Source organism: Christiangramia sediminicola (assembly GCF_031344135.1).
GTDB classification, from domain to species: domain Bacteria; phylum Bacteroidota; class Bacteroidia; order Flavobacteriales; family Flavobacteriaceae; genus Christiangramia; species Christiangramia sediminicola.
In genome coordinates this window covers 1-26,607 of record NZ_JAVJIU010000006.1, presented here as the reverse complement: position 1 = coordinate 26,607, position 26,607 = coordinate 1, and the positions used below count along the sequence as shown (strand labels likewise).

22 protein-coding genes and 2 pseudogenes are annotated in these 26,607 nt (G+C 39.7%); 12 read left to right on the top strand and 12 right to left on the bottom strand.

Going from position 1 to position 26,607, the window contains the following annotated elements:
- The first annotated feature begins 60 nt into the window (after positions 1–60).
- From RE431_RS14660 to RE431_RS14615, 10 genes are all read left to right on the top strand, one after another.
- The gene (locus tag RE431_RS14660) at positions 61–2,562 is read left to right on the top strand and encodes a heavy metal translocating P-type ATPase (RefSeq protein ID WP_309562721.1); all 2,502 of its coding nucleotides are present in this window, start codon (positions 61–63) and stop codon (positions 2,560–2,562) included.
- Positions 2,563–2,586: 24 nt separating this feature from the next.
- On the top strand, positions 2,587–3,078 hold the full coding sequence (locus tag RE431_RS14655; protein WP_309562720.1) for a DUF305 domain-containing protein: 492 nt from the start codon (positions 2,587–2,589) through the stop codon (positions 3,076–3,078).
- Positions 3,079–3,082: 4 nt separating this feature from the next.
- Positions 3,083–4,810 carry an efflux RND transporter periplasmic adaptor subunit gene (locus RE431_RS14650; protein WP_309562719.1) on the top strand — a complete coding sequence of 576 codons (1,728 nt, stop codon included), beginning with the start codon at positions 3,083–3,085 and terminating at the stop codon, positions 4,808–4,810.
- A gap of 47 nt (positions 4,811–4,857) precedes the next feature.
- Complete coding sequence (locus tag RE431_RS14645; protein ID WP_309562718.1) at positions 4,858–5,166, top strand: DUF6660 family protein; 309 nt, start codon at positions 4,858–4,860, stop codon at positions 5,164–5,166.
- Positions 5,167–5,290: 124 nt separating this feature from the next.
- Positions 5,291–9,634, top strand: coding sequence for a CusA/CzcA family heavy metal efflux RND transporter (locus tag RE431_RS14640; RefSeq protein WP_309562717.1), 4,344 nt, complete (start codon positions 5,291–5,293; stop codon positions 9,632–9,634).
- A gap of 3 nt (positions 9,635–9,637) precedes the next feature.
- Positions 9,638–10,837 (top strand): efflux RND transporter periplasmic adaptor subunit, encoded by a 1,200-nt coding sequence (locus RE431_RS14635; protein WP_309562716.1) that lies wholly within the window; start codon positions 9,638–9,640, stop codon positions 10,835–10,837.
- Between the two features lie 43 nt (positions 10,838–10,880).
- On the top strand, positions 10,881–11,297 hold the full coding sequence (locus RE431_RS14630; protein ID WP_309562715.1) for a Fur family transcriptional regulator: 417 nt from the start codon (positions 10,881–10,883) through the stop codon (positions 11,295–11,297).
- 63 nt (positions 11,298–11,360) lie between these two features.
- Positions 11,361–11,717 carry a SpoIIAA family protein gene (locus tag RE431_RS14625; RefSeq protein ID WP_309562714.1) on the top strand — a complete coding sequence of 119 codons (357 nt, stop codon included), beginning with the start codon at positions 11,361–11,363 and terminating at the stop codon, positions 11,715–11,717.
- Positions 11,718–11,727: 10 nt separating this feature from the next.
- On the top strand, positions 11,728–12,099 hold the full coding sequence (locus tag RE431_RS14620; RefSeq protein ID WP_309562713.1) for a DUF3703 domain-containing protein: 372 nt from the start codon (positions 11,728–11,730) through the stop codon (positions 12,097–12,099).
- Positions 12,099–14,069: a heavy metal translocating P-type ATPase gene (locus RE431_RS14615; RefSeq protein WP_309562712.1), complete on the top strand. Its 1,971-nt coding sequence runs from the start codon at positions 12,099–12,101 to the stop codon at positions 14,067–14,069. The genes RE431_RS14620 and RE431_RS14615 overlap by 1 nt, the downstream gene beginning before the upstream one ends.
- A 62-nt stretch (positions 14,070–14,131) precedes the next feature.
- On the opposite strand, the gene mobB is transcribed toward RE431_RS14615, so the two are convergent.
- The 8 genes from mobB to RE431_RS14575 form a co-directional block, all read right to left on the bottom strand.
- Positions 14,132–15,163: a MobB family relaxase gene (gene mobB / locus RE431_RS14610; protein WP_309562711.1), complete on the bottom strand. Its 1,032-nt coding sequence runs from the start codon at positions 15,161–15,163 to the stop codon at positions 14,132–14,134.
- A gap of 11 nt (positions 15,164–15,174) precedes the next feature.
- Positions 15,175–15,555 carry a BfmA/BtgA family mobilization protein gene (locus RE431_RS14605; RefSeq protein ID WP_309562710.1) on the bottom strand — a complete coding sequence of 127 codons (381 nt, stop codon included), beginning with the start codon at positions 15,553–15,555 and terminating at the stop codon, positions 15,175–15,177.
- Between the two features lie 443 nt (positions 15,556–15,998).
- Positions 15,999–16,196 carry a hypothetical protein gene (locus RE431_RS14600; protein WP_309562709.1) on the bottom strand — a complete coding sequence of 66 codons (198 nt, stop codon included), beginning with the start codon at positions 16,194–16,196 and terminating at the stop codon, positions 15,999–16,001.
- 12 nt (positions 16,197–16,208) lie between these two features.
- The gene (locus RE431_RS14595) at positions 16,209–16,589 is read right to left on the bottom strand and encodes a DUF6876 family protein (RefSeq protein ID WP_309562708.1); all 381 of its coding nucleotides are present in this window, start codon (positions 16,587–16,589) and stop codon (positions 16,209–16,211) included.
- 78 nt (positions 16,590–16,667) lie between these two features.
- Complete coding sequence (locus tag RE431_RS14590) at positions 16,668–17,012, bottom strand: single-stranded DNA-binding protein (RefSeq protein WP_309562707.1); 345 nt, start codon at positions 17,010–17,012, stop codon at positions 16,668–16,670.
- Between the two features lie 878 nt (positions 17,013–17,890).
- Positions 17,891–18,727 (bottom strand): reverse transcriptase family protein, encoded by an 837-nt coding sequence (locus RE431_RS14585; protein ID WP_309562706.1) that lies wholly within the window; start codon positions 18,725–18,727, stop codon positions 17,891–17,893.
- A gap of 32 nt (positions 18,728–18,759) precedes the next feature.
- Positions 18,760–19,050: a helix-turn-helix domain-containing protein gene (locus RE431_RS14580; RefSeq protein ID WP_290269491.1), complete on the bottom strand. Its 291-nt coding sequence runs from the start codon at positions 19,048–19,050 to the stop codon at positions 18,760–18,762.
- Positions 19,051–19,084: 34 nt separating this feature from the next.
- Positions 19,085–19,330, bottom strand: coding sequence for a hypothetical protein (locus RE431_RS14575; RefSeq protein ID WP_309562705.1), 246 nt, complete (start codon positions 19,328–19,330; stop codon positions 19,085–19,087).
- 1,066 nt (positions 19,331–20,396) lie between these two features.
- Here RE431_RS14575 and RE431_RS14570 point away from each other — a divergent pair.
- Positions 20,397–21,971 (top strand): SulP family inorganic anion transporter, encoded by a 1,575-nt coding sequence (locus RE431_RS14570; protein ID WP_309562704.1) that lies wholly within the window; start codon positions 20,397–20,399, stop codon positions 21,969–21,971.
- Between the two features lie 165 nt (positions 21,972–22,136).
- Here RE431_RS14570 and RE431_RS14565 read toward each other — a convergent pair whose 3' ends face one another.
- Positions 22,137–23,975 (bottom strand): hypothetical protein, encoded by a 1,839-nt coding sequence (locus RE431_RS14565; RefSeq protein WP_309562703.1) that lies wholly within the window; start codon positions 23,973–23,975, stop codon positions 22,137–22,139.
- A gap of 117 nt (positions 23,976–24,092) precedes the next feature.
- Between RE431_RS14565 and RE431_RS14560 the strand changes: the two are divergent.
- Positions 24,093–25,043, top strand: a pseudogene (locus tag RE431_RS14560) (IS91-like element ISCR2 family transposase); the annotation flags it as partial.
- 175 nt (positions 25,044–25,218) lie between these two features.
- On the opposite strand, the gene RE431_RS14555 reads toward RE431_RS14560, so the two are convergent.
- The 3 genes and pseudogenes from RE431_RS14555 to RE431_RS14545 all read right to left on the bottom strand — a co-directional run.
- Positions 25,219–25,521: a phosphoglucosamine mutase gene (locus RE431_RS14555; RefSeq protein ID WP_000251875.1), complete on the bottom strand. Its 303-nt coding sequence runs from the start codon at positions 25,519–25,521 to the stop codon at positions 25,219–25,221.
- 86 nt (positions 25,522–25,607) lie between these two features.
- A complete protein-coding gene (gene sul2, locus RE431_RS14550; protein WP_001043260.1) occupies positions 25,608–26,423 on the bottom strand; it encodes a sulfonamide-resistant dihydropteroate synthase Sul2 in 816 nt (271 codons plus the stop codon).
- A gap of 71 nt (positions 26,424–26,494) precedes the next feature.
- A pseudogene (locus RE431_RS14545) lies at positions 26,495–26,607 on the bottom strand (IS1595 family transposase); the annotation flags it as partial.

The window sequence follows — 26,607 nt, the reverse complement described above, 5'->3', positions numbered from 1 at the left end:
TTTCATTGATGGTTGGTTAGTTAGAACCTTTCTCGTATCAGGCATATTATTGAATAAAAAATGAAACATACATATCACATACAAGGGATGACCTGTAACGGTTGCCGAAATCACGTAGAGCAGACACTTTCAAAAGTCGAAGGTGTAACTAATGCGGTTGTCAATCTCGAAAAGGCCGAAGCGACCATAGAAATGGAATCTCATATTGCCATCGATAAATTTCAAGAAGCGCTGAAAGCTGATGGTGGACGGTATAGCATCCATAAAAATGGGGAACATCATCACATCAACGATAAGAAGAAAGTTGAGAAACCCAAAGAAAAAGGTACAGGAACATTCTATTGCCCGATGCATTGTGAAGGCGACAAGACTTACGATAAGCCTGGCGATTGTCCTGTTTGCGGAATGGATTTGGTTGAAGAAGTTAATCTTTCTGCAACCACATCAGAACAATGGACGTGTCCTATGCACCCAGAAGTCATAAAGGACGAGTCTGGTAGTTGCCCTATATGCGGTATGGATTTAGTACCGATGGAACCTGATTTGTCCGCAGAGGAAAAGAGCTATAAAAAACTACTGAAGAAATTTTGGATTGCCGTAGCCTTTACATTGCCCATTTTTATAATTGCAATGAGCGAGATGATTCCTAAAAATCCTTTGTATGATGTTTTAGAGCTAAAATACTGGAACTGGATTCAGTTTGCACTTTCCATTCCTGTGGTTTTCTATGCCACTTGGATGTTCTTTGAACGTGCCTATCGCAGTATAATAACGTGGAACCTTAATATGTTTACGCTCATCGGCATTGGTGCAGGTGTAGCTTGGCTTTTTAGTGTATTCGGGATGCTCGTTCCCGACTTTTTTCCTGACCAATTTAAGACCGAAGCGGGAACGGTTCACGTTTATTTTGAAGCGGCAACAGTCATTCTAACTTTGGTACTACTTGGTCAAATGCTTGAAGCTCGTGCGCATAGCAAGACTAATTCAGCGGTCAAGGAACTTTTAAAATTAGCACCTAACAAAGCTATTAAGGTCGTAAATGGTGAAGAGCAGGAAGTAGCCATCGATAAAATTGAATTAAATGATATTTTGCGTGTAAAGCCTGGCGATAAAATTCCTGTGGATGGTGTAATAACCGAAGGTGAAACTTCCATCGACGAATCGATGATTACGGGCGAACCTATTCCCGTAAACAAATCAGTAGATGATAAAGTAAGTAGCGGAACAATCAATGGTAACCAATCCTTTTTGATGAAAGCCGAAAAGGTAGGCTCTGATACGCTACTCTCACAGATTATACAGATGGTCAATGATGCCAGTCGTAGCCGTGCGCCAATACAGAAATTAGCAGATACGGTTTCGGGATATTTCGTGCCTGTCGTCGTTATAATCGCTGCCGTAACATTCGGTGTTTGGGCAATTTGGGGGCCAGAACCAGCCTATGTTTATGCCTTGGTCAATGCAATCGCCGTATTGATTATCGCCTGTCCGTGTGCTTTGGGACTTGCTACACCAATGTCTGTAATGGTGGGTGTCGGCAAAGGCGCACAAAATGGTGTGCTCATCAAAAATGCCGAAGCACTTGAAAAAATGGATAAGGTTGATACCTTAATCGTGGATAAAACTGGAACTATTACCGAAGGAAAACCTACAGTTGAAAAAGTGGGTTCTTTTGATGAAAGCTTTCGCGAAAGCGAAGTGCTACAATACATTGTATCCCTTAATAGCCAAAGTGAACATCCTTTGGCGGAAGCAACGGTAAAATATGGAAAAGAACAAAGCGCAGAATTTTTAAAAGCTGATAGTTTTAGTGCGGTTACTGGAAAAGGTGTTGAAGGGAAAGTGAACGGAAAAGAAGTGGCTTTAGGAAATGCCAAAATGATGGAACAGGCGAATGCCACGCTTACCGAAGTGATGGAAAACGAAGCGCAATCCTATCAAAAGCAAGGTAAGACAGTTTCCTATCTAGCCATTGATGGTAAAGTTTCTGGTTACGTGGTCATAGGCGATAAAATCAAGGAAACGAGCGCAAAAGCTATCAAGGATTTGCAGGATAAGGGAATTGCAGTCATTATGCTTACGGGTGATAATCACGACACCGCAAAAGCTGTTGCAGATGAACTGAACCTTGCAGATTTTCAAGCAGGTATGCTACCCGAAGACAAGCTTAAGGAAGTCGAGAAATTACAAGAGCAAGGTAAAGTGGTTGCAATGGCAGGTGATGGTATTAATGACGCACCTGCATTGGCTAAAAGCGATGTAGGTATCGCAATGGGCACGGGAACGGATGTTGCTATCGAGAGTGCCGCCATTAACTTAGTTAAGGGGGATTTGCACGGTATTGTAAAGGCACGTAATCTTAGTCACGTAGTAATGCGCAATATTAAGCAAAACCTCTTTTTTGCACTTATTTATAACACATTAGGAATACCGATTGCGGCAGGACTGCTGTACCCCTTTTTCGGAATACTCTTATCGCCAATGATTGCGGCTTTGGCAATGAGCTTCAGCTCAGTATCAGTAATTGCCAATGCACTTAGACTGCGAACAAAGTCAATTTAATAACTAATTATAAAACCAAAAATTATGAATGCAAACGAACACACAAATTCAGGAAAATCAAAAAATCATTATACGCGCTTTGTAGCGATGCTGGCTTGCTCTTTTATAGCAATGTATATCACGATGTATTTAAATACCTATGAATGGGACCACGTTTGGTTCAGCCTTACGCGTTTCTATATGGTCTGCCTTGGTATCGCAGCTATGGCCATCATAATGTTTGTTGCAATGCGTGGTATGTATCAAAATAAAAATAAAAACATAGCTATAGTCTTGGGCAGCATCGTTCTATTTGTAGGTGCATTAGGGCTGGTACGCGACCAAAAGTCAACCGTGGGCGATGTACTCTGGATGAAAGCAATGATACCACACCATTCTATAGCAATATTAACAAGTGAACGTGCCGACATTAAAGACCCAGAAGTCAAAAAATTGGCTGAAGATATCATCAAAGCTCAACGTAAGGAAATTGCCGAAATGAAGGCGATGATTGAACGTTTAGAAAACGAAAAATAAGATTATGAATAAGAACATTTTATATATAGCAATAGCCGTAATCGTAGGTTTGGGCGCAGGCTGGCTCATTTTTGGAAATGGGTCAAGTGATTCAAATAAGGATATGTCTGAAATGTCAGACCACGACCGCTCTGGCGAAACCGAAGACCAAATGTGGACGTGTTCAATGCACCCACAGATAATGCAACCCGAAGCTGGCGATTGCCCTATATGTGGAATGGACTTAATTCCTGCCGAATCGAGTGCTGAAGGACTCGCAATAAACGAGATTAAAATGACCGAAAACGCAATGGCGCTGGCAAATATCCAGACCACTATCGTAGGTAATACACAATCCAGCGATGATGATGGTATGATATCCCTTTCGGGAAAAATAGCTGCAAACGAAGAAAATAATACCGTGCAAGCCAGTTATTTTAAGGGAAGGATTGAGCGACTTAATGTTAATTATGACGGTCAGCAAGTAAACCGTGGTCAGTTACTGGCAACCATTTACGCGCCAGACCTTGTCGCGGCGCAGCAGGAATTAATTACAGCTGCATCGCTGAAAGCATCGCAACCAGCGTTATATAAAGCGGTGCGCAATAAACTCAAAAACTGGAAACTTTCGGACTCACAAATCAATGCCATAGAAGAAAGTGGAACGGTGCGAGAAAACTTCCCTATTTATGCAACTGTTTCAGGAACGGTTTCAGAAGTAATGGCAGCACAAGGCGATTATGTTAATCAAGGACAGCCTATTGTGAAGTTGAGCAATCTTAATTCGGTTTGGGCAGAATTTGATGCATACGAAAATCAGATTGCACAATTTAAGGTTGGACAAAAAATCAACATTACGACCAATGCCTATCCCAATAAGGAATTTGAAGGAACTATCTCTTTCATCGACCCTATGCTTAACAATGCCACACGTACAGTAACGGTGCGTGCAACCTTACAAAATCGAGACGACCTATTTAAGCCAGGAATGTTTGTGACAGGTAAGGTAAAAGGTGCAACCCAAACTATGGAAAACACCCTTTCTGTTCCCGCAAGTGCTGTACTGTGGACGGGCGAGCGTTCATTGGTATATTTAAAAACCAATCCTAACGAACCTGTTTTTGAAATGCGTGAAGTAACCTTGGGCAATCGCTCTGGCGAAAATTACCAAGTATCGGCTGGACTGAATAATGGCGATGAAATAGTAACTAATGGAACGTTTACAGTAGATGCTGCTGCTCAATTACAAGGTAAAAAATCAATGATGAATCAGCAAATGATGCAGGATGAATCAGCTATGATGGGCGATATGGAAATGAGTTTCAGTAATAGCTTTAGTACTGAATTCAATAAAGCATTACCATCATATCTTAAAATGAAAGATGCTCTTGTAGCAAGCGATGCTGGTCAGATTTCCGCTTTCGCGAAAGCGACATCAAAAAAATTAAAGGAAATTTCTACATCGGATTTAGGCAAAATGGAAAAGCAACATCTTACCAAAAGTATCGAGATGCTGGATGCCATTGCAACCAATGAAAATCTGGAAAACCAGCGAGCACATTTTGTGATACTTAATGAGAATATCGTGCCTATTGCTATGAACATAGAAAACTCAACAAATTACTATGTCCAAAAATGCCCAATGGCAAACAACAATAAGGGCGCAGTATGGTTAAGTACTGAAGAAGAAATAAAGAACCCTTATTATGGCGATGCGATGTTGACCTGCGGTAGTGTTATTAAATCAATGTAATAATCATTTGCAACACAGTTGCAAAAAAATTCTGTTATCTTTGCATTGTGAAATTTATAGCAATCATACTTTCGTTTTATTTCTTGGCACTTAATGCTGTGCCTTGCAATGATATGAATTATAGCGAGGATGATTCCCAAGTTGTTACGGTAATTGACTTTGATGGCGATCACGACCAAGACTGTGAGTTTTGCTCGCCTTTTTGCCAATGTCATTGCTGCCACGTTCACACTATAAATTTCGGGCTTGTTGCTTTTGAACCCTTACAGCCCGCAATTCCACACCAATATTTTGCCCATTTTGAGAACCTTGGCAAAGATATTCCACATTCCCTTTTACAACCCCCTCGGGTATAATTCAGTTTTTATAGGATAAATACATCCCGTTTTGACGTGTCCATCTATTGGATTCGTCAAAATCGTGCATTGAATTTTTTTCAATGTACCTAAAGAGAATTTAAACTGAATTAATACTCTATCTATGATTAATAAAATCATTGATTTTTCAATCAATAACAAATTTATTATTGGGCTACTCACACTTGCATTAATAGGTGCTGGTATTTATAGTATGACCCAAGTTCCCATTGATGCCGTACCCGATATTACAAATAATCAAGTACAAGTTATAACGCAATCGCCCAATCTGGGTACAGAAGATATTGAGCAATTTGTAACCTATCCCGTCGAGGTGGCTATGAGCAATCTGCCCAACGTTAAAGAAATCCGTTCGATTTCTCGTTTTGGGCTTTCTGTTGTAACCATTGTATTTGACGATGATGTAGGAACGTATCTGCCCAGACAGCTCGTTGCCGAAAAGCTGACAGAAGTACAGGAACAAATACCAATGGGGTTTGGTAAACCTTCAATGGGACCTATCTCAACAGGATTGGGCGAAATCTATCAATACACCCTTGAAGTTGATGAAGAACACCAAGGCGAATATTCTGCCACAGAACTGCGAACGATTCAAGACTGGATTGTTCGTAGACAGATGGCTATGGTAACTGGGGTGGTCGAAGTAAATGCCTTTGGTGGAAATAAAAAGCAGTATGAAGTATCTGTTGACCCTGACGAACTTCGTGCCATTGGTATCACGATTTCGGATGTGTTTTCCGCTTTGGAAAATAACAACCAGAATACAGGCGGTGCTTATATCGAGCGTAACCATCAAGCCAATTTCATACGTGGCGAAGGTTTGGCGAGAACCGTTTCGGATATCGAAAATATGGTTGTCAAAACTGTCAACGGTATTCCCATAAAAATAAAGGATGTAGGGAACGTTACTATGGGAAGTGCCGTGCGCTATGGTGCGCTGACCAAAGATGGAAAGGGCGAAGCCGTGGGTGGAATGATTTTGATGCTGAAAGGGGCTAATTCCAACGAAGTAATTGAAAATGTTACCCAAAGGATGGAACAGATTCAGCAATCCCTTCCAGATGGGGTAAGCATTAAACCCTTCCTTGACCGTAGCGAATTGATTGCGGAAACCACAGGAACAGTAACTGGAAACCTTTTGGAAGGTGGTCTTATTGTAATTTTTGTCTTGGTATTGCTTTTGGGTAATTGGCGTGGCGGTTTAATAGTTGCATCCACTATTCCCCTTTCATTATTGTTCGCTTTTATCTTAATGTACATTTTTGATGTATGGGCTAACCTAATGAGTTTGGGGGCTATCGATTTCGGTATTATCGTAGATGGTGCGGTTATCATCGTGGAAAGTACCGTTTTCTTAATGTACTCATATGTAGTGAAAAAGAAAGCTGTAAGTTCTGAAACACGAGATGAAATCGCTGCAAAGTCATCCAAAAAAATGATGAACGCTGCCTTCTTTGGTCAGCTCATCATTCTTATTGTCTTTCTTCCTATTCTGGCTCTCGAAGGTGTCGAGGGCAAGATGTTCCAGCCTATGGCGTTGACCTTCATCTTTGCGATGATTGGGGCAATGCTACTTTGTTTGACTTACGTGCCAATGATTTCGGCTCTTTTCCTAAGACCGCCAAAATCAGAAAAACAATCTTATGGCGATAAGTTCGTCCATTGGATAGAGCGAAAGTATGAGCCGCTACTTACCAAATCACTCGTCAAGGGAAAAGTGATTATAGGCATTGCCGTTGCACTTTTTGTAGTTGCCATTTTTGCCTTTACCAGAATGGGCGGCGAGTTCATACCACAATTGGACGAAGGCGATATTGCTTTCCACGCCATTTTAAAGCCCGGAAGTTCGCTTACTGAAACCATTGAGACCACAACAAAAATTGAGCGTATCGTAAAGGCTGAATTTCCCGAAGTAGAAACTATCATTAGCCGTATCGGTGTGGCTGATGTGCCTACCGACCCGATGCCGATGGATATTGCCGATGTATTCGTTATCCTTAAACCAAGCGATGAGTGGACATCCGCTGAGAGTAAGGATGAACTGTTGGAAAAAATGAAGGATGCCATTAGAATAGTTCCCGGTGTTAATTTTGAGTTTACACAACCTATCGAGATGCGATTCAACGAATTGCTTACAGGCGTTCGTGAAGATGTCGCTATCAAGTTGTTCGGGGAAGATTTGGATATACTCGCAAGTAAGGCCGAGGAAATGGGCAAAATCATAGCGACCGTTCCCGGTGTTGCAGATATGAAAGTAGAGGCAACCGATGGCCTTCCTCAAATTACGGTTAACTATAACCGTAATAAGCTGGCGCAATACGGTCTTGAAATCAACCAGCTCAATAGTGTATTACAAGCTGCTTTTGCAGGTGGAAAAGCAGGTGTTATTTTCGAGGGCGAAAAGCGGTTCGATTTGGTCGTACGCCTACAAAAAGAGAATCGGGAAAGTATTGCCGATATCCAAAACCTGTTCATAAATCTTCCTAATGGTTCGCAAATCCCACTTCGGGAAATCGCGGACGTGAGCTACGAATCCGGTCCAATGCAAATAAGCCGTGATAATACAAATCGTAGAACATACGTAGGTATCAACATTCGTGACCGTGATGTCAAATCTGTTGTCGAAGAAATTCAGGCAAAATTGGATGCTCAATTCGACCTTCCCCCAGGATATTATATTCGTTATGGCGGTGCATTCGAGAATCTTGAACGTGCCAGTAATCGGTTGCAAACGGTTGTCCCAATTGCTTTGATGCTAATCTTTATCCTGATTTATTTCGCATTAAAATCTTTTCCGCAGACCTTAATGATTTATTTGGCCATACCAATGGCGACCATAGGTGGTGTGTTCGCCCTATGGCTTCGGGATATGCCTTTTAGCATTTCCGCAGGGGTAGGTTTTATTGTGCTATTCGGGGTAGCGGTACTTAACGGATTGGTAATGATAAGTGGACTAAACGAGCTGAAAGAAGAAGGCGGTACCGACTTAAGACAGCGAATTATAGAAGGTACTAAACGTAGAATTCGTCCTATTATGCTAACGGCCTTGACTGATATGTTAGGGTTTCTTCCAATGGCCATTTCAGCATCGGCTGGGGCTGAAGTACAGCGACCATTAGCTACCGTTGTCATTGGTGGATTGCTAACTTCGACGCTCTTGACACTTTTTATTCTTCCTATTTTTTATCAATGGGTCGAGAAACGTTCGGAACGTAAGATGAAAGTCAATCCAAAATTCGTTACTGCAACTGCGGTAGTCTGTTTACTGTTTACATCTACTTTCGTTAAGGCACAAGAAGTTCCTCAGAATAATTCCCTGCCAGTTATATCATTGGAAAAAGCGGTAGAAGTTTCCAAGGAAAACTATCCGCTCTTGAAAACGAAACAGTTGGAAATTCAAAAACAAACTGTGCTAAAGGGTACAGCTTACGATTTTGGAAATACCCAAGTGTTCACGGGTGGCGAGGAAATTTCGGATAGTCAGGGTATTTACACTTTGGTTGGTTTAGGACAGCAGAATATCAACCTATTCGGTATAGGTGCTAAAAAGCGTTTGCAAAAACAGCGTATCGCTTTAGCGGAAACAGCTCTTGAGATTTCTGAACTTCAGGTAGAACGGGAAGTTAAAAAGGCTTGGTCACAAGCCTATCAGCAAAGGCAGAAATTTGAACTGTACCGTGAACTGGATTCCATCTATTCACAATTTGAAAAGGCCATTCAACTCAACTTTGAGGTGGAAGCTATTTCAAGACTGGAATATTCATCTGCCACAAATCAAGCCTTGCAAATCAGTAACAAATTGCAACAGGCAGAAAGTGATTATACCATTGCCCTGCAAAAATTGAATCTTTGGTTGGTATCAGACACGTATTATTCCGTTCCTGAAACTTTAGAAGGTAGTGAGGTTGCCATATTGGGAATGGACACAGATTTAGGCAAACATCCAGAACTACAACTTTCGCAAAAGCGCACTAATGAAGCAGAAGCTAACTATGAAGCAGCGCGTTCCGATTTGATGCCCAATTTCAACTTACAGGGCGGACTTCAAAGAGTAAACGACAATAATGGGTTTTATAGTTATCAGGCAGGTATTTCCATTCCTCTTTTTTCAGGTGTGGTACGTAGCCAAGCAAAAGCCTCTAAAATAGATAACGAAATCGCGAGAGCAAATGCAGATTTTACCAAACGGCAATTGCAATCTGAATATCAGCAGGCAATACAAGCTTATCAAAAATGGGAAGGCTCTTGGGCTTTTTATAGTGATAAAGCCTTACCACTTGCAGAAGAACAACGCAAAGGTGCATTGCTCGCCTATAAAGAAGGGGCGGTGGACTATGCAGCGTTCACGCAAATTATACGGGATGCCATTCAGACGGAAATGGATGCGCTGGACGCTCTCGACAATTATTTAAAATCAGTTTTCGAACTACAATATTTCAAACAATAAGAAATGAAAAATCTATCTAAATATACAGTTATCGGATTATTTATGATGCTCTTAGGTCTAACAGCTTGCGGCGACTCTAAATCTGAGACTGCCGAAAACGATGAGGGAAATTCCGAAATGGAAGAAGTACACACAGAGGGCGAAGCTGAAGAAGTGATGCTTACGGCCAAACAGTTCGATGCATTACAAATGAAAATCGACACCCTACATATGCGAAATATGAGCGGTTATGTGGAAGCAAATGGCCAACTGGAAGTTCCACCTCAGAATGAAGCGACTATCACTTCGGTCATAGGTGGAAATGTGGTTTCCATCGAGGTTATTGAGGGCGATAAGGTCAACAAAGGGCAAACGGTCGCTTATTTATCCCATCCTAATATCATTCAAAAACAGACGGATTATCTGAATGCGTATAGCAATAACCAATATCTTAAGAAGGAATTTGAAAGACAAAAGACTTTATATGACGCTGGTGTAGGCAGCGGTGCTAATTTTCAAAAAGCAGAAGCTCAATATGAGGCATCCCGAAGTATGGCCAACGGTCTGGAAGCGCAGCTGCAACAACTATATGTTAGCGCTTCTGGCGTTAGAAAGGGAACTATTTATCAGCGTGTGGCCTTGCGTAGCCCCATAGAAGGATACGTTCAAAAAGTAGAGGTAAAAACAGGTCAGTACGTAGAACCGCAAACCGACCTTATGGAAGTCGTGGACACCCACCACGTTCACGCAGATTTGATGGTCTTTGAAAAGGATGTGTATAAAGTCAAAAAAGGGCAGATGGTTACGTTCAATGTACAATCCAATCAGGGCCAAGAACTGACCGCAGAAATTTATTCTGTGGGAAAAACTTTTGAGGAAAATCCCAAAGCATTGCACGTACACGCAGAAATCGAGAACAAGCAAGGCAATCTAATACCAGGAATGTACATCCAAGGGCGGATTCAAACTGACAATACAATGACCACGGCAATACCTGAAAGCGCCATTGCAGCCGATGGCGAAAAGTCATTTGTGTTTACAGCAAAAAAGGAAGGCGAGGATTGGAAGTTTACGCCCGTAGAAGTCACAAAAGGCACTCACGATGGCGAGTGGATTGCCATAGATTTTTTAAAGGAACAAGAGCCTGATACACAATATGCCTTTAATAATGCCTACTACCTTATGGCAGAAATGAAAAAGGGCGAATCAGAACATAGTCATTAATAATAAAAACCCACAGTAAAGAACATCAAGAATAATATTAACAATGAAAGAAATAGAAAAAAGATTAGATGACAATGGGGTTCGCCCTACGGCAATGCGCATATTGATTTATAAGTATATGGCCGAAAAAGAGGTTGCCGTAGGATTGACAGATATTGAGAATGCTTTCGCGAAAGCGGACAGGACTACTCTGTATCGTACCCTAAAAACTTTTGAGGAAAAAGGTATCGTACACCAGATAGACGATGGTTCCAACATTTCAAAATATGCATTGTGTGAACCGGGTTGCAACTGTGAACTTGAACAAGATCTGCACTTGCATTTTCACTGTAATAACTGTGACGAAACGGTTTGTTTAACGGAACAAAAAATTCCGCATATCAACTTGCCCGATGGATATATAGCTGAGGATGCCAATTTGGTCATTAAAGGAATTTGCGAGAAGTGTAGCGGACAATAAATGCACTTCCGTTGCACCAATATTTCCAGTATATTTTGTGCGAATTTTTAAATGTAAAAACCTATGATACAGATAATAAATACAGGAAAGGATAATTTAATTTCTGCGAAAATCAGCGGAAAGATTTTAAAAAATGATGTTGAAAAAATACATCCACTAATTCATAATATTATTAAAAAAGGGAATAAAGTAGATTTCTATTTTGAAATGGAAGACCTTGAGGGTTATACACTCAAGGGATTTTGGGAAGATATTAAAGTGGACAGCGCACATATTTCAGACTATAGAAAAATGGCTTTTGTAGGCGAAAAGAAGTGGCAGGAATGGTCTGCAAAAGCAACTGACTTCTTCACAAGCTCAGAAGTGAAATATTTCGATTTAGAAGATAAGGAACTGGCAAAAACTTGGATTACCTCTTAAATCTGTACAAATGAAATTCAATACCGTAATGCCAAATGGCTTAAAGGAACATTATGAAAATGAACTACGGTTTTACCGTTTGTCATTACTCAAAGGAAATTTGTCTCAAGCTTGGAATCATCTTGAGCGCTCACACATAATTGGTCAATCCTATCCTTTTGAGCATACATATTCCAATTGGCTAATGCTCAAATTTGGATTCAGACAAAAGAATGTGAAAGAAGTTTTAGGTCAACTTGTTCGCTTAGTTGTGGGTGGGTGGAAATCGTTTATCGACCATATACCAACTGGAAATACAGGGGGTTCCAATGTTCTACCACTAAAAAAGATGGAACTTCCACAAGATTTAAGTATCATTTTAAACCAATACAAACCAACATAATGAAAAAGAAAAAAGTAAACTTACGTGACTTAGAACCAAAAGAACACCAAGGCGAGCACAGTCACGACGATGGCCATAACCATAGTAGTCCCGAAGATATTTCCAATTTTAGGACTTACCTGCCCGCAATTTTCAGCTTTCTAATGCTTATTATCGGAATTGCGGTTGATTACTTTGACACCTTTCCTTTTTTTGAAGGCTGGGTCAGAGTGGTTTGGTACACCGTTGCCTATATACCCGTTGGTTTTCCTGTTATAAGGGAAGGTTGGAATAGTATTAAAAATGGCGATTTTTTCACAGAATTTTTCTTAATGTCGATTGCCACTTTAGGGGCATTTGCCATTGGCGAATATCCCGAAGGCGTGGCCGTAATGCTATTTTATGCTGTGGGCGAACTATTTCAAAATGCAGCGGTCAACCGAGCCAAAAGAAACATTAAAGCTTTACTGGATGTAAGACCAAATGAAGCTTTGGTTTATCGCGAGAACGATTTTGTTTCCGTAAATCCCGAGACCGTTGAGATTGGCGAAAAGATTCAGGTACGTGTTGGCGAAAAAGTTCCGCTTGATGGCATTTTAATTTCTGAAAAGGGCTCTTTTAATACTGCTGCCTTGACAGGCGAAAGCAAACCTGATACTATCGCTAAAGGCGATACTGTCTTTGCTGGAAGCATCAACCTCGATGGCGTAATCGAAATCGAGACTACCAAGGAATTTAAGGACAGTTCCATTGCACGAATTCTGGATATGGTTCAGAATGCAACTGCCAGAAAATCAAAGACCGAATTGTTCATTAGAAAATTTGCGCGGATTTATACACCAATCGTTGTATTCTTGGCAATCGGCCTGACATTATTGCCTTACTTTTTTGTAGATGATTATGTGTTTAGGGATTGGCTATATAGAGCATTGATATTCCTTGTGATTTCGTGTCCGTGTGCGCTGGTTATTTCTATTCCTTTGGGCTATTTTGGCGGATTGGGTGCGGCATCCCGAAACGGTATTCTATTCAAAGGTGCATCTTTTCTCGATGCAATGACCAAAGTGAACACGGTCGTAATGGACAAAACCGGAACGGTTACCAAAGGGGTTTTCAAAATCAAAGAAATCAATTCCATCACATTTGAGGAAGCTGAGTTTATGAAATACCTGATGGCTATGGAAGAACAATCTACCCATCCTATTGCAAAAGCGATTCTCGAATACAAAGCAGACGGTTCGGAGTTTGAAGCGACTAATGTTTCAGAGGTTGCCGGAAAGGGGTTGAAGGGAACAGTTAATGGGAAGACGGTGTTGGTAGGCAACAAAGCTTTGATGACTTCAAACAACATAAAAGTTCCTTCGGAAACGGATGGTATTGTAGAATCAATTGTTATGGTGTCCATTGATGAGAAATTTGCAGGTTACGTAACCATTGCAGATGAACTAAAGGATGATGCGCACCAAGCCATCAAACAAATTAGGGATGCAGGAATTTCTAAGATTATAATGCTATCAGGCGACAAGGACTCTATTACGCAACAAGTTGCAAAAGAGTTAAATATCGATTGGGCAAAAGGTGGTCTGTTACCTGAAGACAAGCTAAACGAAGTTGAAGAACTGAAGAAACAACCTGATACAAAAGTAGCATTTATTGGTGATGGCATCAATGATGCACCAGTTTTGGCCGCAAGTGGTGTAGGTATTGCGATGGGTGGTTTAGGAAGCGATGTTGCTATTGAAACTGCTGATGTTATCATACAGACAGACCAACCGAGTAAGATTGCAAGAGCGATTCAAATTGGTCGTTCAACTCGAAATATCGTATGGCAAAATATTGGTTTGGCCTTCGGTGTAAAAGTAATAGTTCTAATTCTTGGTGCTGGTGGATTAGCAACAATGTGGGAAGCTGTTTTTGCTGATGTAGGCGTTGCTTTACTCGCTATTCTTAATGCCGTTAGATTGCAGAAAATGAAGTGGAAGGATTCTTAGAGGGATACTGGATAAACCAATAATTGAAAATATCGATATAAGATTGTCTATCTCCATATTAATTAGATCCCTATTGAACTTGATTTAATGGCCACTTCTACGCCACGTCTTAAATGCTTGAAAACCCGAAGTGCAATTTGTGCTTGACTAACTGGAATACTTGGCACTATGGGTAATCCCGTTTTTGTGATCATTTTGAAAGCCAATGCTTTTTCATTGGCTGGCAACTTCATCAACGCGGCGAAGTATAGATTAGGATTCTTAACAAAATCCTTCCTGGCTTTATAGGTTTCTGCAAAGTTGCGTTTATAGTCAAAAGTCTTGTCAAACGTTTTTTCCGCTTTCGCGAAAAAGGTATCTCTATCAAAACCGCGCTTTACCTTTTTACCGTGCATTTCAACTTCCGAAGCTTTGTGTTTGCTTCCGGGAGAAAGACTAACAGAATTTGAAGCATCCTTTCGGCTAACGATGATATGGATGTGACTTTGGTTTCCATCTTTTCGCATTCCCTGGACAATCCGTTTTCCGTTTTGCTGATGCGGTGCTTGGCGTTCCAGATTGGCAATTTCTTTTTTCATCTTTTTAATATTCCCCTCAGCTCTTCCTTCTTGAACATTTCGGATTTCAGTTTTTAGCTGAAGAATTTTTGAAGCGTAAGGTTGATTCTCTTTAATCTGAAAATCTGTTCCTTTAAAGGTTCGTTGATGTTCAATTTTAGCGAAATATTTTATGTCATCTATGGTTATGGGTCGTCCGTGAATTTCTCGATTGAAGCTGGCAACATAATCCTTCATAAGCTCACGCGTGTAGGTTTTTAAATCTTGGCTATTGTTCTGAAGTTTTCGCAATTCGTACTTTGAGGGACTGACCGTAATCGAATAAAACTTGGGTTCTTTCTTTTTCAATTTTGCGGTGTTTCCATCGATTTCTTTTACCACTTCTTCAGCGGAAATTTCAACGCCATATTGATTGAAAAAGTGTTCCATATCTTGCTGTTCTAGACCCTCGTTTTCTTTCTCTAAATAGCCCACAAAATCAGCTGAACTTTGTGAATAATTAGTACCCAACTTTTGAGGTGTTATTGTGATGTACATAGTTCAAAAAATTAAAGTTGGTTACTTGGGTTTTGCTTTTCGCGAAAGCGTACTTCCTTTTTTTCTTCGGCATATTTCTTTTCTACAATCAGCGATTTTTTTATAGGTTCTTCTGTTTCAAAAAGGGATTGAATCATCGCTACCGTGGGTTTCGTTTGTGTCTTTTCCACGTCTCGCATTATGGCGATAACTGCATTAATTCTTTTTAAAAGTTTTGCTTCAATTGTTCGTCCCGTTGGACCTAATTTTTCTTTTGGCGAAATTTCGTTATAGAAGAAAAAATCGAGAATAGTTGACATTGCTTCAGTATGTGACTTGAAGTGTGCTTTCGAAAATTCTTGAAAACGTTTGGCAGTTTTCCGTTTAAACCTAATTGTAATGAATGAATCCATTTTCTTTCGCTTTTTTAAAGATTTGACGTAAATCCATCCCTGTTTACTGGCTATTTCAAGCTGTTTGACGCAAATTGTAGAAACTTTGAAATATCGACTGATTGTAAACAGCTAATAATCAGATTATTAAAATGTAAATAGAATCCGTAACATCGCGCAGCGTGTTACCCTCTTGCTATTCCTTTTCGTCACGCGCAAGCGTGACAAAAAATCCATACAATCAGGCTAAAAAGCCGATTGCCATTTTCAGGGAAAATGATTTTCCGATATGTTATTTTTCGATGTGTAAGATTATCGGCGAAAGTCGAAAAGTGGATAACCTTACTTAAATTTGAATGCTGAATTTCAGCGAAATAAAGATACGTTTTTTTATTGATTATATACTAATCGCATACAAAAACACCTCTAAATTTTAGAGGTGCTTGCTTTTAATTTCATAAAATTTATACGTTGAAAATGTATTTATACGAATACAAATTCCGAAGTGCTTCTTCATCAAGCATCTTATTCAAATTGGTATTATGCTTTGTGGCATAATCCATTATATCCTTGCCGTACTTTTCCTTTACTTCTTCTTTGGAATTGGCAATTAATCGCTCTTGTGTTTCCTCGTTCAAATCGGTAAAATTTAGATATATCATAACGTCCGGTTTTTAGTATTCGCTCGGTAACATCAGCGTATCATTTACAAAAAATAACCGCAGTTCATCGAGTGGGAAATCGGTAACCCGATAGCCGTGTTTTTCTAAAATATTATCATTGCCATCGCTGTAAGTTATTTCAGCTTCATAACCAGAATAATCTTGTTTTTCTTCGGGCAATCTTTTGAAGTCAATGGTAATAAATTCACTTCGGTTCATCAGACTTTTTGCAATTACGGAAGTGTCCGTGATTAACCAAAAACAATCTGCTATATTGGCAAGATATTTTAGTCCGTCTGTAAAACGTGTTCTTAATAATGGGATTTGATAGAACATTTCCGTTCCGTGAAAATGTTGCAATCCTTCCTTAATTTCGTTAACTTGTGCTTTCATTGTACATATTATTTAAAGTGTGAATAATGAAAAAGAGGGCGCATCTTTCGACTGTTACGCCCTCTTTCATTTTAAGATTTACTTGTCGTCTTTGCTTCCAAGTAATAGGATTTCATCGGCTACAACTTCCGTAACATAGCGTTGTTCGTTATCATCATTTGTATAACTTCGGGTTTTAAGCTTTCCCGATATTCCAACTTCTTTGCCTTTAACAACATACTTCTCTACAATTTCGGCAGTTTTGCCCCAAGCTACTACGGTATGCCAATTCGTGTCCGTTTGCTTGTTGCCATCTTTGTCCTTGTAATACTCATTTGTTGCTAATGAAAAACGGGCTACTTTCTTTCCGCTTTCAAGGTTCGTAATGGTTGGCTCTTGCCCAACGTTTCCAATTAACTGTACGTGATTTTTAATAGTACTCATAATAAAAAGATTTGTGCCTGCTTTGTTACAGACTGGTTTATATTTCCCCTATTTGATTTAAACTGAATTAAATTTTAAGGGGTGTTTGTTCTTTTCTTCTGTGCACCGCACAATGGATAGAGTGGGTTTTGTCCAGACTTTTAGGGAACAAATCAGGTGTGTTTGCGACGTAGTAAAACCCTTGGGTTTTCAAGGAAGTAGAAACCTTATTTTTTGCTAAAACTTGTATAGTCTTGACAAGTTCCATAAGGGCATTAGCAATTCTTTTAAACGCAGTTGCGTTTGAGCGTACAGACAGTTAAGCGAAATAAGCCGCTGAGTTTAATTTAGAATTTGGTTATGTCGTGCCTGTTTTTCGACGCCCCGAAAAACAATACAGGCTCTATCCATTATAAACCCCTTAAAATGTGTAAGGCAAAATTTGATTTTTAGAAATTTTTGAGGAAGCACTCAAGAAGGGCTTGCCTAAAATTTCGTCAAGAAAATCGAAGTTTTGACTTTCCGATGAGAAAGCGGACTTAATTCACCATTTTGGCTAAGGAATGAAGTGTCCCGTTCCAGCGTAGCGGATCGGGTTAACGTAATGGAAAGTCGAAATTGGGGATTATGTCCAAGACCTGTGTAGTGAAGCTCTTTTCTCGAAATGTAGCTTTTCGCGAAATGTAGAGAAATGTGCTGAGTGGGTTATAAAGGTCTGATTTGCCTTATTTAACTGTCTTGTATATGAAACGTAGCGTGTAAAAAGACGCTATCGTTTCGGATTATACACGAGCCGATTTTTTTTAATTTTCTTTTTATCTTAATTTTTCAAAAAACCAAATTAAAAAATTTGGCGGACTTTGCAAATACACACGAACCTCTCGGAAAGCCTATATTAGCTATGTTTTATAACTCAGTTCTTTGTTGGCAACTGGCTTTTTTCCGTAATTAGCTTTTGAAATCTTCTCTTTATACATTAATAACCCTGCATTTTGTTCAGGTGTTCTTTCTTCAGTTGATTCCAATTTATCCATAAACGACTTAGGTAATTTTAAATGGTTGTTCATTGGATGTAATCCAGTAATGTTTGGGTTTCTTGAGTAATTGGTCTTTTTATGACTTATTTTATATTCAGCAGTAATAATCTCTAATATTTCAGGAAGCTTTGCTTTAAAGTCATTCGCAGATGAAAAAGTCATATCGTCAACAAAAGATGTAAATGTCATATTGTGTTGCTGAGCATATTCATACAAAACGTCTCCAGTTTTCATAAAAACTAAATTGGCAAGTGTAGATGACGTTGGTGCTCCTTGTGGAATTTTTCCTTTGAATGTAGTGAGTTTAGTTAAAATGCCAGAAACTTCATAAGAAAAACCTTGGTTAACGAACATTTCATTAACGGCTTTATTAGTAATAGAGGGAAAAAAATCTTTTAAATCGGTTGTGAATTTATATTTTTTTCCTTGATGCTGTTTTGCATTATCGACATTGTCTTTTCCTTTAACAGCACCAAATGCATAAGGCGGTAATTCTATCTTTAAAAGTATATATTTTTGGATTCTTTTTTGAATTATTTTAAGTCGATTAATACTCGGATTTATAATTCTTTGTTTTGGAATTCCATTTTTATCAAGTTTTGGCTTTCCAAACTTGTCCAATTTTATGACAATCTTTTCTCGATAATGATTATCTATATTTTGTGTTATGGATTGAAATTCTTTGAAATCAACTTGCAATGTATAGGCGAGATGCTTAGTTGATTTAATCATTATACAGCGAAAAACTGATTAACCAATGATTTTATAGAAGGTGCAATCATCTTAAAAGCCTCCTTTTTTTCTGGATTTATATCATCATTATCTAATGATAAAAAGAATAAAATTGGTAAAGGTGTTCCAAGGTTATTAGAAATAATCTTTAAAATAGAAAGATTAGGTTCCTTATTGTTATTCTCTATTTGCGATAAGTACGAAGGTGTAATTTCGCAAAGCTCAGCAAATTGGTTTTGTTTTAAGCCTTTTTGTTTTCTAATCGATTTTATTGCAAGTCCTAAGTCCATATTATTTGTGTTTAAAAAAATTAAGGGGTGTCAGTTAAAAAAAATCATTCAAGTTTTCAAGATTAGTAAATACCTTTAAAAGTATTTCAACTGCTTTAAAAACAATACTCCAATCAATAGGTTTTTCAACGTCTACTTTTCTAGAGTTTTCTAAATAACTAATAGTGTCATTTAATTGAATTTTTTCTTCTTCCGATAATGAACAACGGTCCTCGGAAAGGATAGCCCTTATATTCAATATAAGGCTATCGATGTTTTGATAATCTGTGCTTTTACGCATAATTTAATAGATTTAATTAGAGACGGAATTGTCCCTTGCCTATTTACAATACGCTCGTAATTAAATTCAATATGCGTTGCCCACATTATCACCCCAAAATTATTCTTGCCTTTATTAAAAGATTTAATAGAATAGCAGTTATTGGTGTTACTCTTTTCAGAATATGACTTCTAACGTTTTTAGGGGTTGCCTAAATCAGTTTATAACATTTCATCAGTAGCGTTAACGCTTGTGACTGGATGTGCTGTCGCCAATAGAACCATAATTGGTTGTGTAACTTAATACACTTTAGTTGTTTTTGAATTTAATTACTTCAATTTTCAAAACTCTTTCAAAGAACTATGATGCAAATATAGAATGGATAATTCAATTACACAAGAAAAAACGTAAAAAAATTAACTATGAGTTGAATAAAACTACATTTTAATGTGTTTAAGGAAAATTTTAAATGTGCAGAAAAGTGTTTTTTCAGCTTGTTGCCAACGTTTAGTATATCTTGAAAAGTAGGCGATTTCGAAGCACTAAACTTTCGGTTAAGCACAAAGCTTGATGCGAGCTAAAACCCTTGATTTTACTGATATTTCGCCTATTTTTTATATACATTGTTACCCACTGGCTTTTTTCTTTTTTTAAGTCAGAATTTTTATTAAATTTGCAACTTCAAAAATGGCAAATACAATTTCAATATATAATTTCAATCTTCCTGCGGTTACTCCGCCCTGAAATTTAGTGCTTTTTTTCTCCGCCCTCTTTTAGAGGTAAACTTACTAAAATCTATTTAAACAAACTGACGTCATTGGTATTATTGCCAAGTGGACTCGCTTTTTAACAAAAATATTAATGAATATTCTTTTTTTAAGTCAGAATTTTTATTAAATTTGCAACTTCAAAAATGGCAAATACAATTTCAATATATAATTTCAATCTTCCTGCGGTTACTCCGCCCTGAAATTTAGTGCTTTTTTTCTCCGCCCTCTTTTAGAGGTAAACTTACTAAAATCTATTTAAACAAACTGACGTCATTGGTATTATTGCCAAGTGGACTCGCTTTTTAACAAAAATATTAATGAATAAATACGCACGACTTTATCGTCAAAAATCAAAACAAGAATATAAAAAAGTAATTAACTTATTTAATAAAAGTTCTGAAACAAGTGCCAAAACAGAGATTTTATCGGGTTTAACAGTAGCTTTGGCTTTAATTCCTGAAGCTGTTGCTTTTGCTTTAATTGCAGGATTGTCTCCATTGACAGGTCTTTATGCAGCTTTCGTAGTTGGATTAATCACGTCAATTTTTGGTGGACGACCTGGAATGATTTCTGGTGCAACAGGTGCTGTTGCAGTGGTAATTGTGGCTTTGGCTATTTCTCACGGACCCGAATATATATTTGCAACTGTAGTCTTGGCAGGTATTATTCAGGTTCTAGCAGGAGTATTCAAATTGGGTAAGTTGATGCGATTAGTTCCCCATCCTGTAATTTTCGGATTTGTCAATGGTTTAGCAGTCATCATATTTATGTCTCAACTCGACCAATTTAAAGATGCATCAGGAAGTTGGTTAACTGGTCAGTCGTTGTACATTATTTTAGGGTTGGTCTTGCTGACAATGCTAATTATTTGGGGATTGCCAAAATTTACAAAAGTCATTCCCGCATCATTGGTTGCCATTCTTGCTGTTTTTGGGATTGTTGTCGGATTTGGGATTGATACAAAAACCGTGGGCGATATAGCATCAATCCAAGGTGGTTTTCCGCCATTCCATATTCCGAGTGTACCTTTCAATTTTGAAACCTTGGCGTTGATTTTTCCTTACGCTGCTATTATGGCTGGTGTCGGTTTGATTGAGAGTTTGCTAACGCTCAATATTATTGATGAAATTACCGAAACTCGTGGTAGAGGAAACAAAGAAGCGGTGGCTCAAGGTGCTGCAAATATTTTTTCAGGTTTCTTTTCTGGAATGGGTGGTTGTGCAATGTTAGGGCAAAGTCTTATCAATATTTCCAATGGTGCGAGAGCAAGACTTTCGGGAATTGTGGCTGCTGTGGCACTCTTACTATTTGTAATGTTTGGTGCAGGTTTAATTGAGCAATTGCCAATGGCAGCCCTTACAGGTCTGATGTTTATGGTAGCAATCGGAACTTTTGAATGGGCAAGTTTGAAGACTTTTAATAAAATGCCTAAATCTGATATTTTCGTTATGGTTGTCGTAACGCTGGTTACAGTTTTCTTGCACAATTTGGCTTTAGCTGTTATTGTCGGTGTTATTATAGCTGCATTGGTTTTTGCGTGGGATAATGCAAAACGTATTCGAGCAAGAAAGTCGATTGATGAGCAGGGAATTAAGCATTATGAAATCTATGGGCCTTTATTTTTTGGTTCGGTAACAATGTTTAACGAAAAGTTTGATATTCTGAACGACCCACAGGAAGTCATCATTGATTTTAAGGAAAGTCGCGTTGTTGATATGTCAGCGATTGAAGCCCTTAATAAAATTACAGAACGTTATTTAAAAGTCGGGAAAAAAGTCCATTTGCGTCATTTAAGCCCTGACTGTATAACGCTACTACAAAATGCTGATGAAATTATTGATGTTAATATAATTGAAGACCCGAATTATAAAGTTGTAGTCGATAAGGTTTAAGGTTTATGGTTGTTTTTTCAGCTTGTGGGTAACGGTTTTGTGTAAAAGTAGGCGATTTCGAAGCACAAAACTTTCGGTTAAGCACGAACTTTGTTACGAGTCAAAAGCCTCGAATTTATTACTATTTCGCCTATTTTTTTATACATCTTTGTTGTATGCCGTATTTTATTCAATCGGAAAGAATCCATATCTTCCTTGTTCCTTACTCTTTGTAAATTCAATGATGTTAATGCCTTCTATTTTTTTAGGAATCTTATTTTCAAATATTATTAATTGACTATCTAAGGAAGTTTTTCTAATGTCATCAAAAAATAAGTCATCTAATTCAATCGAGTCATCTTCAGTTTCTGAAACTTCTTTGTCTTTGAATGTTGTTAAAGGTGAGTCAATAACTATGAAGTTGCTAAAATTCTTTTCTTCCTTTAAACAATAATCTAAGAAACCTAACAAACAAGCAGTATAAGAAATTGCTCTTCTCCCTTTGCCATAACTACCTCTACTTTTATTAGATATGACAATATCAAATATTTTAAAATCTGAGTTAAATATTACCTTAGGATTAACGTTATAGTTCCAAGTTTTTAATCTTTGCTCAATAAATCCCGATAGCTTTTTTAAAATGTCGTAGTCACAAACATTTACTATGTCTGTTGATTCTTTTTCAGATTTTAAAATTTCTAGAGATTCTTTTGTTTCATAAAGAGTTGCAGTTTCCGTATCAATAAACTCTATATAATTTCCAATTTTTTCAATTTCTATATAATCATTAAGAATGGTCTTTAAATTCTGAATTTCTGGTTTTATACTTTCTAAGCGGTTTTCTAATTTTTCTAAAGTTCTTTTTAGGTCATTTGATTCAGCTTCAAGCTTTAAAACATTTTCTTTGGACTCAGTAATACTCTCTTTTAGGTCTTCTAATTTTTCTTTAATAAGAGCTATTTCAGCAATTACTCCTTCTTTAAAATTTTCTATCTCATTTAAATGCTGAATTTCGTCAATATTCATTGGGTTTGAACAGATAGGGCATAATTGACTAGGTAATTGAGAGGTAAGTGATTCAGCTTCTAGTATAAACGCCAACCTATCTAAATCACTCAAATATTGTCTTTCAAGTATATCAAATCTTTTTATTAATTCTAAAGCATAGATTTTTTTTTCTGTCGTAGAATTAACATCATTTAAATATTTAGTTACCTGGGATTCTAGATTATATGAATCCTCAATTCGTTTTTGAATTTGGTCATTTATGAGGGCTTTATCTAATGTAGTTTTATTTGAAATAAGCATTTCAAATTTTTTAACCAACTTTTGTCTTTGCTCTGAGTAATCGACAATTTGTTTATCTATAAATTCTAATTTTCCTGAAATTTTTGTTTCTTTCTTTTTTGGGTCTTCAATTGAATCTACATTTGAAAAATCAGTTTCCTCTAATATTGAACTTATCATAGATTGTTCAACTGTATGAAGTGAGTTAACATTAGTAAAATAGAATGGTGAACCTTTCGTGATTATTCTATCTTCAGCTATATTGGTAAATTGAATTATATTTTTAAAACTCAAAGGTATTTTTACACCTTTTAATCTATTTTTTAAAAGAATTTTACCCTTTAAACCACAAAGATTAAGAAGGAAATTAGAAATATGATTTTCATTAGATAAGTTAGCGTTTGTACTAAATGTATCAATTAAAACATTCCTTTGTTCAATTGCATTCATATTCCAAACAGCGATTTTATTTTCACCTAATTTTCTTTGAAGTTTAAATTTGTCGCTAGATTCAAAAGTTTCTATTTCTAAGCTAAAAGTATCATAACCCACACCTTCTGGAATATCATCATCAGGGGGTGCAGTTCGTCCTAATATATAGTTAATAACTGAAAACAAATAGGACTTACCTGTATCTGAAGGACCTGTAATAATATTTGCTCCTTTTTTTAAAGTTATTGAAGCATCTACTTCATCTTCACCACTTGCTATTATTTTATATATCCAAAATCCTTTCATACCTGATTTGCTTTATTACCGTCAGTCATAAATTCTTCTCCCCATTTGGATAAATTTTGATTAACATAAATTTTTAACTGATTCTCCGCAAACACACCTAATATTTTTAGTATATTAGCGCTCAATCTGAATGTTCACTTCCACATGCTGTTTCTCGACGGTGTGTATGTCGAGCAATCCCACGGCTCAGCGCGTTTCCGCTGGGTCAAGGCGCCGACCAGCCCAGAGCTCACCCAGCTGACGCACACCATCGCCCACCGGGTGGGTCGCTATCTGGAACGGCAAGGCCTGCTGGAACGGGATGTCGAAAACAGCTATCTGGCCTCGGATGCGGTGGATGACGACCCGATGACACCCCTGCTGGGGCACTCGATCACTTACCGTATCGCTGTCGGTTCACAGGCGGGGCGAAAGGTGTTCACTTTGCAAACTCTGCCGACCAGTGGTGATCCGTTCGGTGACGGGATTGGCAAGGTAGCCGGGTCCAGCCTGCACGCCGGCGTGGCGGCCAGGGCCGATGAACGCAAGAAGCTCGAACGGCTGTGCCGGTACATCAGCCGCCCGGCGGTATCCGAGAAGCGGCTGTCGTTAACACGAGGCGGCAACGTGCGCTACCAGCTCAAGACGCCGTACCGGGACGGCACCACGCACGTCATTTTCGAACCATTGGATTTCATTGCAAGGCTGGCCGCCCTGGTACCGAAGCCCAGAGTCAACCTAACCCGCTTCCACGGGGTGTTCGCACCCAACAGTCGGCACCGGGCGTTGGTCACGCCGGCAAAACGGGGCAGGGGCAACAAGGTCAGGGTGGCTGATGAACCGGCAACACCAGCACAACGGCGAGCGTCGATGACATGGGCGCAACGGCTCAAGCGTGTTTTCAATATCGACATCGAGACCTGCAGCGGCTGCGGCGGCGCCATGAAAGTCATCGCCTGCATTGAAGACCCTATAGTGATCAAGCAGATCCTTGATCACCTGAAGCACAAAGCCGAAACCAGCGGGACCAGGGCGTTACCCGAAAGCCGGGCGCCACCGGCTGAGCTGCTCCTGGGTCTGTTTGACTGACGAGCCTGAAGGCCAACGATACCAATCAAAATGCTGCGTTCACAGCGCCGCGGCAGGGATCCGCCGTGCTGGTTGTCGGAAAAGGAGCCGCTAGTGGGAAAGAGGAGGGTAAATTTTCAGCGTTGCTGGCTCCCCGTCAGCCGGATTGGGTTGCATCGCAGGGGTGTCGAAAGAGTCAACTGCGGTCCAAAGCTGTTGGACTTGGGTGAAAAGGGCGTTTATTCTTCCTATACGTTGTCGGCAGCGGGCCAAAAAGGAATACGTCCATGCCCATCGAGGTGAAACCGGCTGTGAGCGCGGGTTCAAGCATATAGCCCGACAGGCGCGTATCCTTGCCGATCACGACACGATGGCGGTGGTCACCGCGACGAAAGACACGGCCAGCCGCCATGCCGACGCGCAAGGCGGTTTCCGCCGTCATCGCGCCTTCGTTGGCTTTGCCACGAATACCGTCTGTGCCGAAATATTTGCGCACCATAAGGTCGATTATCCTGTCGTCGGGTCGCCCTCAAAGGGGACATGCCTGCTGAACCGCGAATATAGAGAAATATCCCGAATGTGCAGTTAACGAATTCTTGCGGTTTCTTTCAGCGCCGCCAATACCGCCAGCCCGTCGCGCAAGGGGCGCGGCTCGTGTGTGCGGATGAAGTCAGCTCCACCTGCGGCGGCGGCAAGCTCTGCAGCGAGTGTCGCGGCCCCGACATCCCCCGGACCACGGCCTGTGAGCGCGCGCAGAAAGGATTTGCGCGAAACAGACAGAAGCACCGGCAAATCGAAGCGCAGCCGCAATTCATCGAACCGCGCCAGCACCGAGAGCGAGGTTTCGGGAGCAGCCCCCAGAAAAAACCCCATGCCGGGATCAAGGACAAGGCGGTTGCGTTTGATACCGGCACCCGTCAGCGCCGCGATGCGCGCGTCAAAGAACGCCGCAATGTGATCCATGATGTCGCCAGCGGGTGCCTCGCGCCGATCTGCCTGCCCGTCTTGCACCGAATGCATAACGACGAGTTTGGCAGATGATTTCGCCAATTGCGGATAGAACGCAGCGTCTGGAAAACCGCGAATATCATTGAGATAGGCCACACCACGCGACAAGGCATAGGCTTGCGTCGCGGGTTGATAACTGTCGAGCGAGACGGGAATGCCATCTGCCTTGAGCGCGTCCAGCACCGGCGCGATACGCGCGATTTCTGTGTCGGACGAAACAGGCGCGGCGTCGGGATTGCTGGATGCCGGACCGAGGTCGATCACATCTGCCCCCTCGGCCATCAGCTTACGCGCCTGCGCAATGGCTGCGTCTGGCGCCAGATACCGGCCTCCATCGGAGAAACTGTCCGAGGTTATGTTGACGATGCCGAAAATGATGAGCGATTTATTCATGGGGGCTTCTATAATAATACCTAAAATCCGCAGGTAGTTAATTAGGATGTTTAAAGATTCTGATTATCCGTTTATGCACCTGTTATATTCGCAATTACTAGTCTGTCAAAGAGTTTGTCTCCAAAATACCGTCTGTTTAATTTGTAAATAAACTCGTTGAGATACAACTGTAAGTATTTCCTTT

Coding starts and splice junctions, on each gene's coding strand:
- RE431_RS14660 (WP_309562721.1), top strand. CDS start 61: ATGAAACATACATATCACATACAAGGGATGACCTGTAACGGTTGCCGA.
- RE431_RS14655 (WP_309562720.1), top strand. CDS start 2,587: ATGAATGCAAACGAACACACAAATTCAGGAAAATCAAAAAATCATTAT.
- RE431_RS14650 (WP_309562719.1), top strand. CDS start 3,083: ATGAATAAGAACATTTTATATATAGCAATAGCCGTAATCGTAGGTTTG.
- RE431_RS14640 (WP_309562717.1), top strand. CDS start 5,291: ATGATTAATAAAATCATTGATTTTTCAATCAATAACAAATTTATTATT.
- RE431_RS14635 (WP_309562716.1), top strand. CDS start 9,638: ATGAAAAATCTATCTAAATATACAGTTATCGGATTATTTATGATGCTC.
- RE431_RS14630 (WP_309562715.1), top strand. CDS start 10,881: ATGAAAGAAATAGAAAAAAGATTAGATGACAATGGGGTTCGCCCTACG.
- RE431_RS14625 (WP_309562714.1), top strand. CDS start 11,361: ATGATACAGATAATAAATACAGGAAAGGATAATTTAATTTCTGCGAAA.
- RE431_RS14620 (WP_309562713.1), top strand. CDS start 11,728: ATGAAATTCAATACCGTAATGCCAAATGGCTTAAAGGAACATTATGAA.
- RE431_RS14615 (WP_309562712.1), top strand. CDS start 12,099: ATGAAAAAGAAAAAAGTAAACTTACGTGACTTAGAACCAAAAGAACAC.
- mobB (WP_309562711.1), bottom strand. CDS start 15,163: ATGTACATCACAATAACACCTCAAAAGTTGGGTACTAATTATTCACAA.
- RE431_RS14605 (WP_309562710.1), bottom strand. CDS start 15,555: ATGGATTCATTCATTACAATTAGGTTTAAACGGAAAACTGCCAAACGT.
- RE431_RS14600 (WP_309562709.1), bottom strand. CDS start 16,196: ATGATATATCTAAATTTTACCGATTTGAACGAGGAAACACAAGAGCGA.
- RE431_RS14595 (WP_309562708.1), bottom strand. CDS start 16,589: ATGAAAGCACAAGTTAACGAAATTAAGGAAGGATTGCAACATTTTCAC.
- RE431_RS14590 (WP_309562707.1), bottom strand. CDS start 17,012: ATGAGTACTATTAAAAATCACGTACAGTTAATTGGAAACGTTGGGCAA.
- RE431_RS14580 (WP_290269491.1), bottom strand. CDS start 19,050: ATGGACTTAGGACTTGCAATAAAATCGATTAGAAAACAAAAAGGCTTA.
- RE431_RS14575 (WP_309562705.1), bottom strand. CDS start 19,330: ATGCGTAAAAGCACAGATTATCAAAACATCGATAGCCTTATATTGAAT.
- RE431_RS14570 (WP_309562704.1), top strand. CDS start 20,397: ATGAATAAATACGCACGACTTTATCGTCAAAAATCAAAACAAGAATAT.
- RE431_RS14565 (WP_309562703.1), bottom strand. CDS start 23,975: ATGAAAGGATTTTGGATATATAAAATAATAGCAAGTGGTGAAGATGAA.
- RE431_RS14555 (WP_000251875.1), bottom strand. CDS start 25,521: ATGGTGCGCAAATATTTCGGCACAGACGGTATTCGTGGCAAAGCCAAC.
- sul2 (WP_001043260.1), bottom strand. CDS start 26,423: ATGAATAAATCGCTCATCATTTTCGGCATCGTCAACATAACCTCGGAC.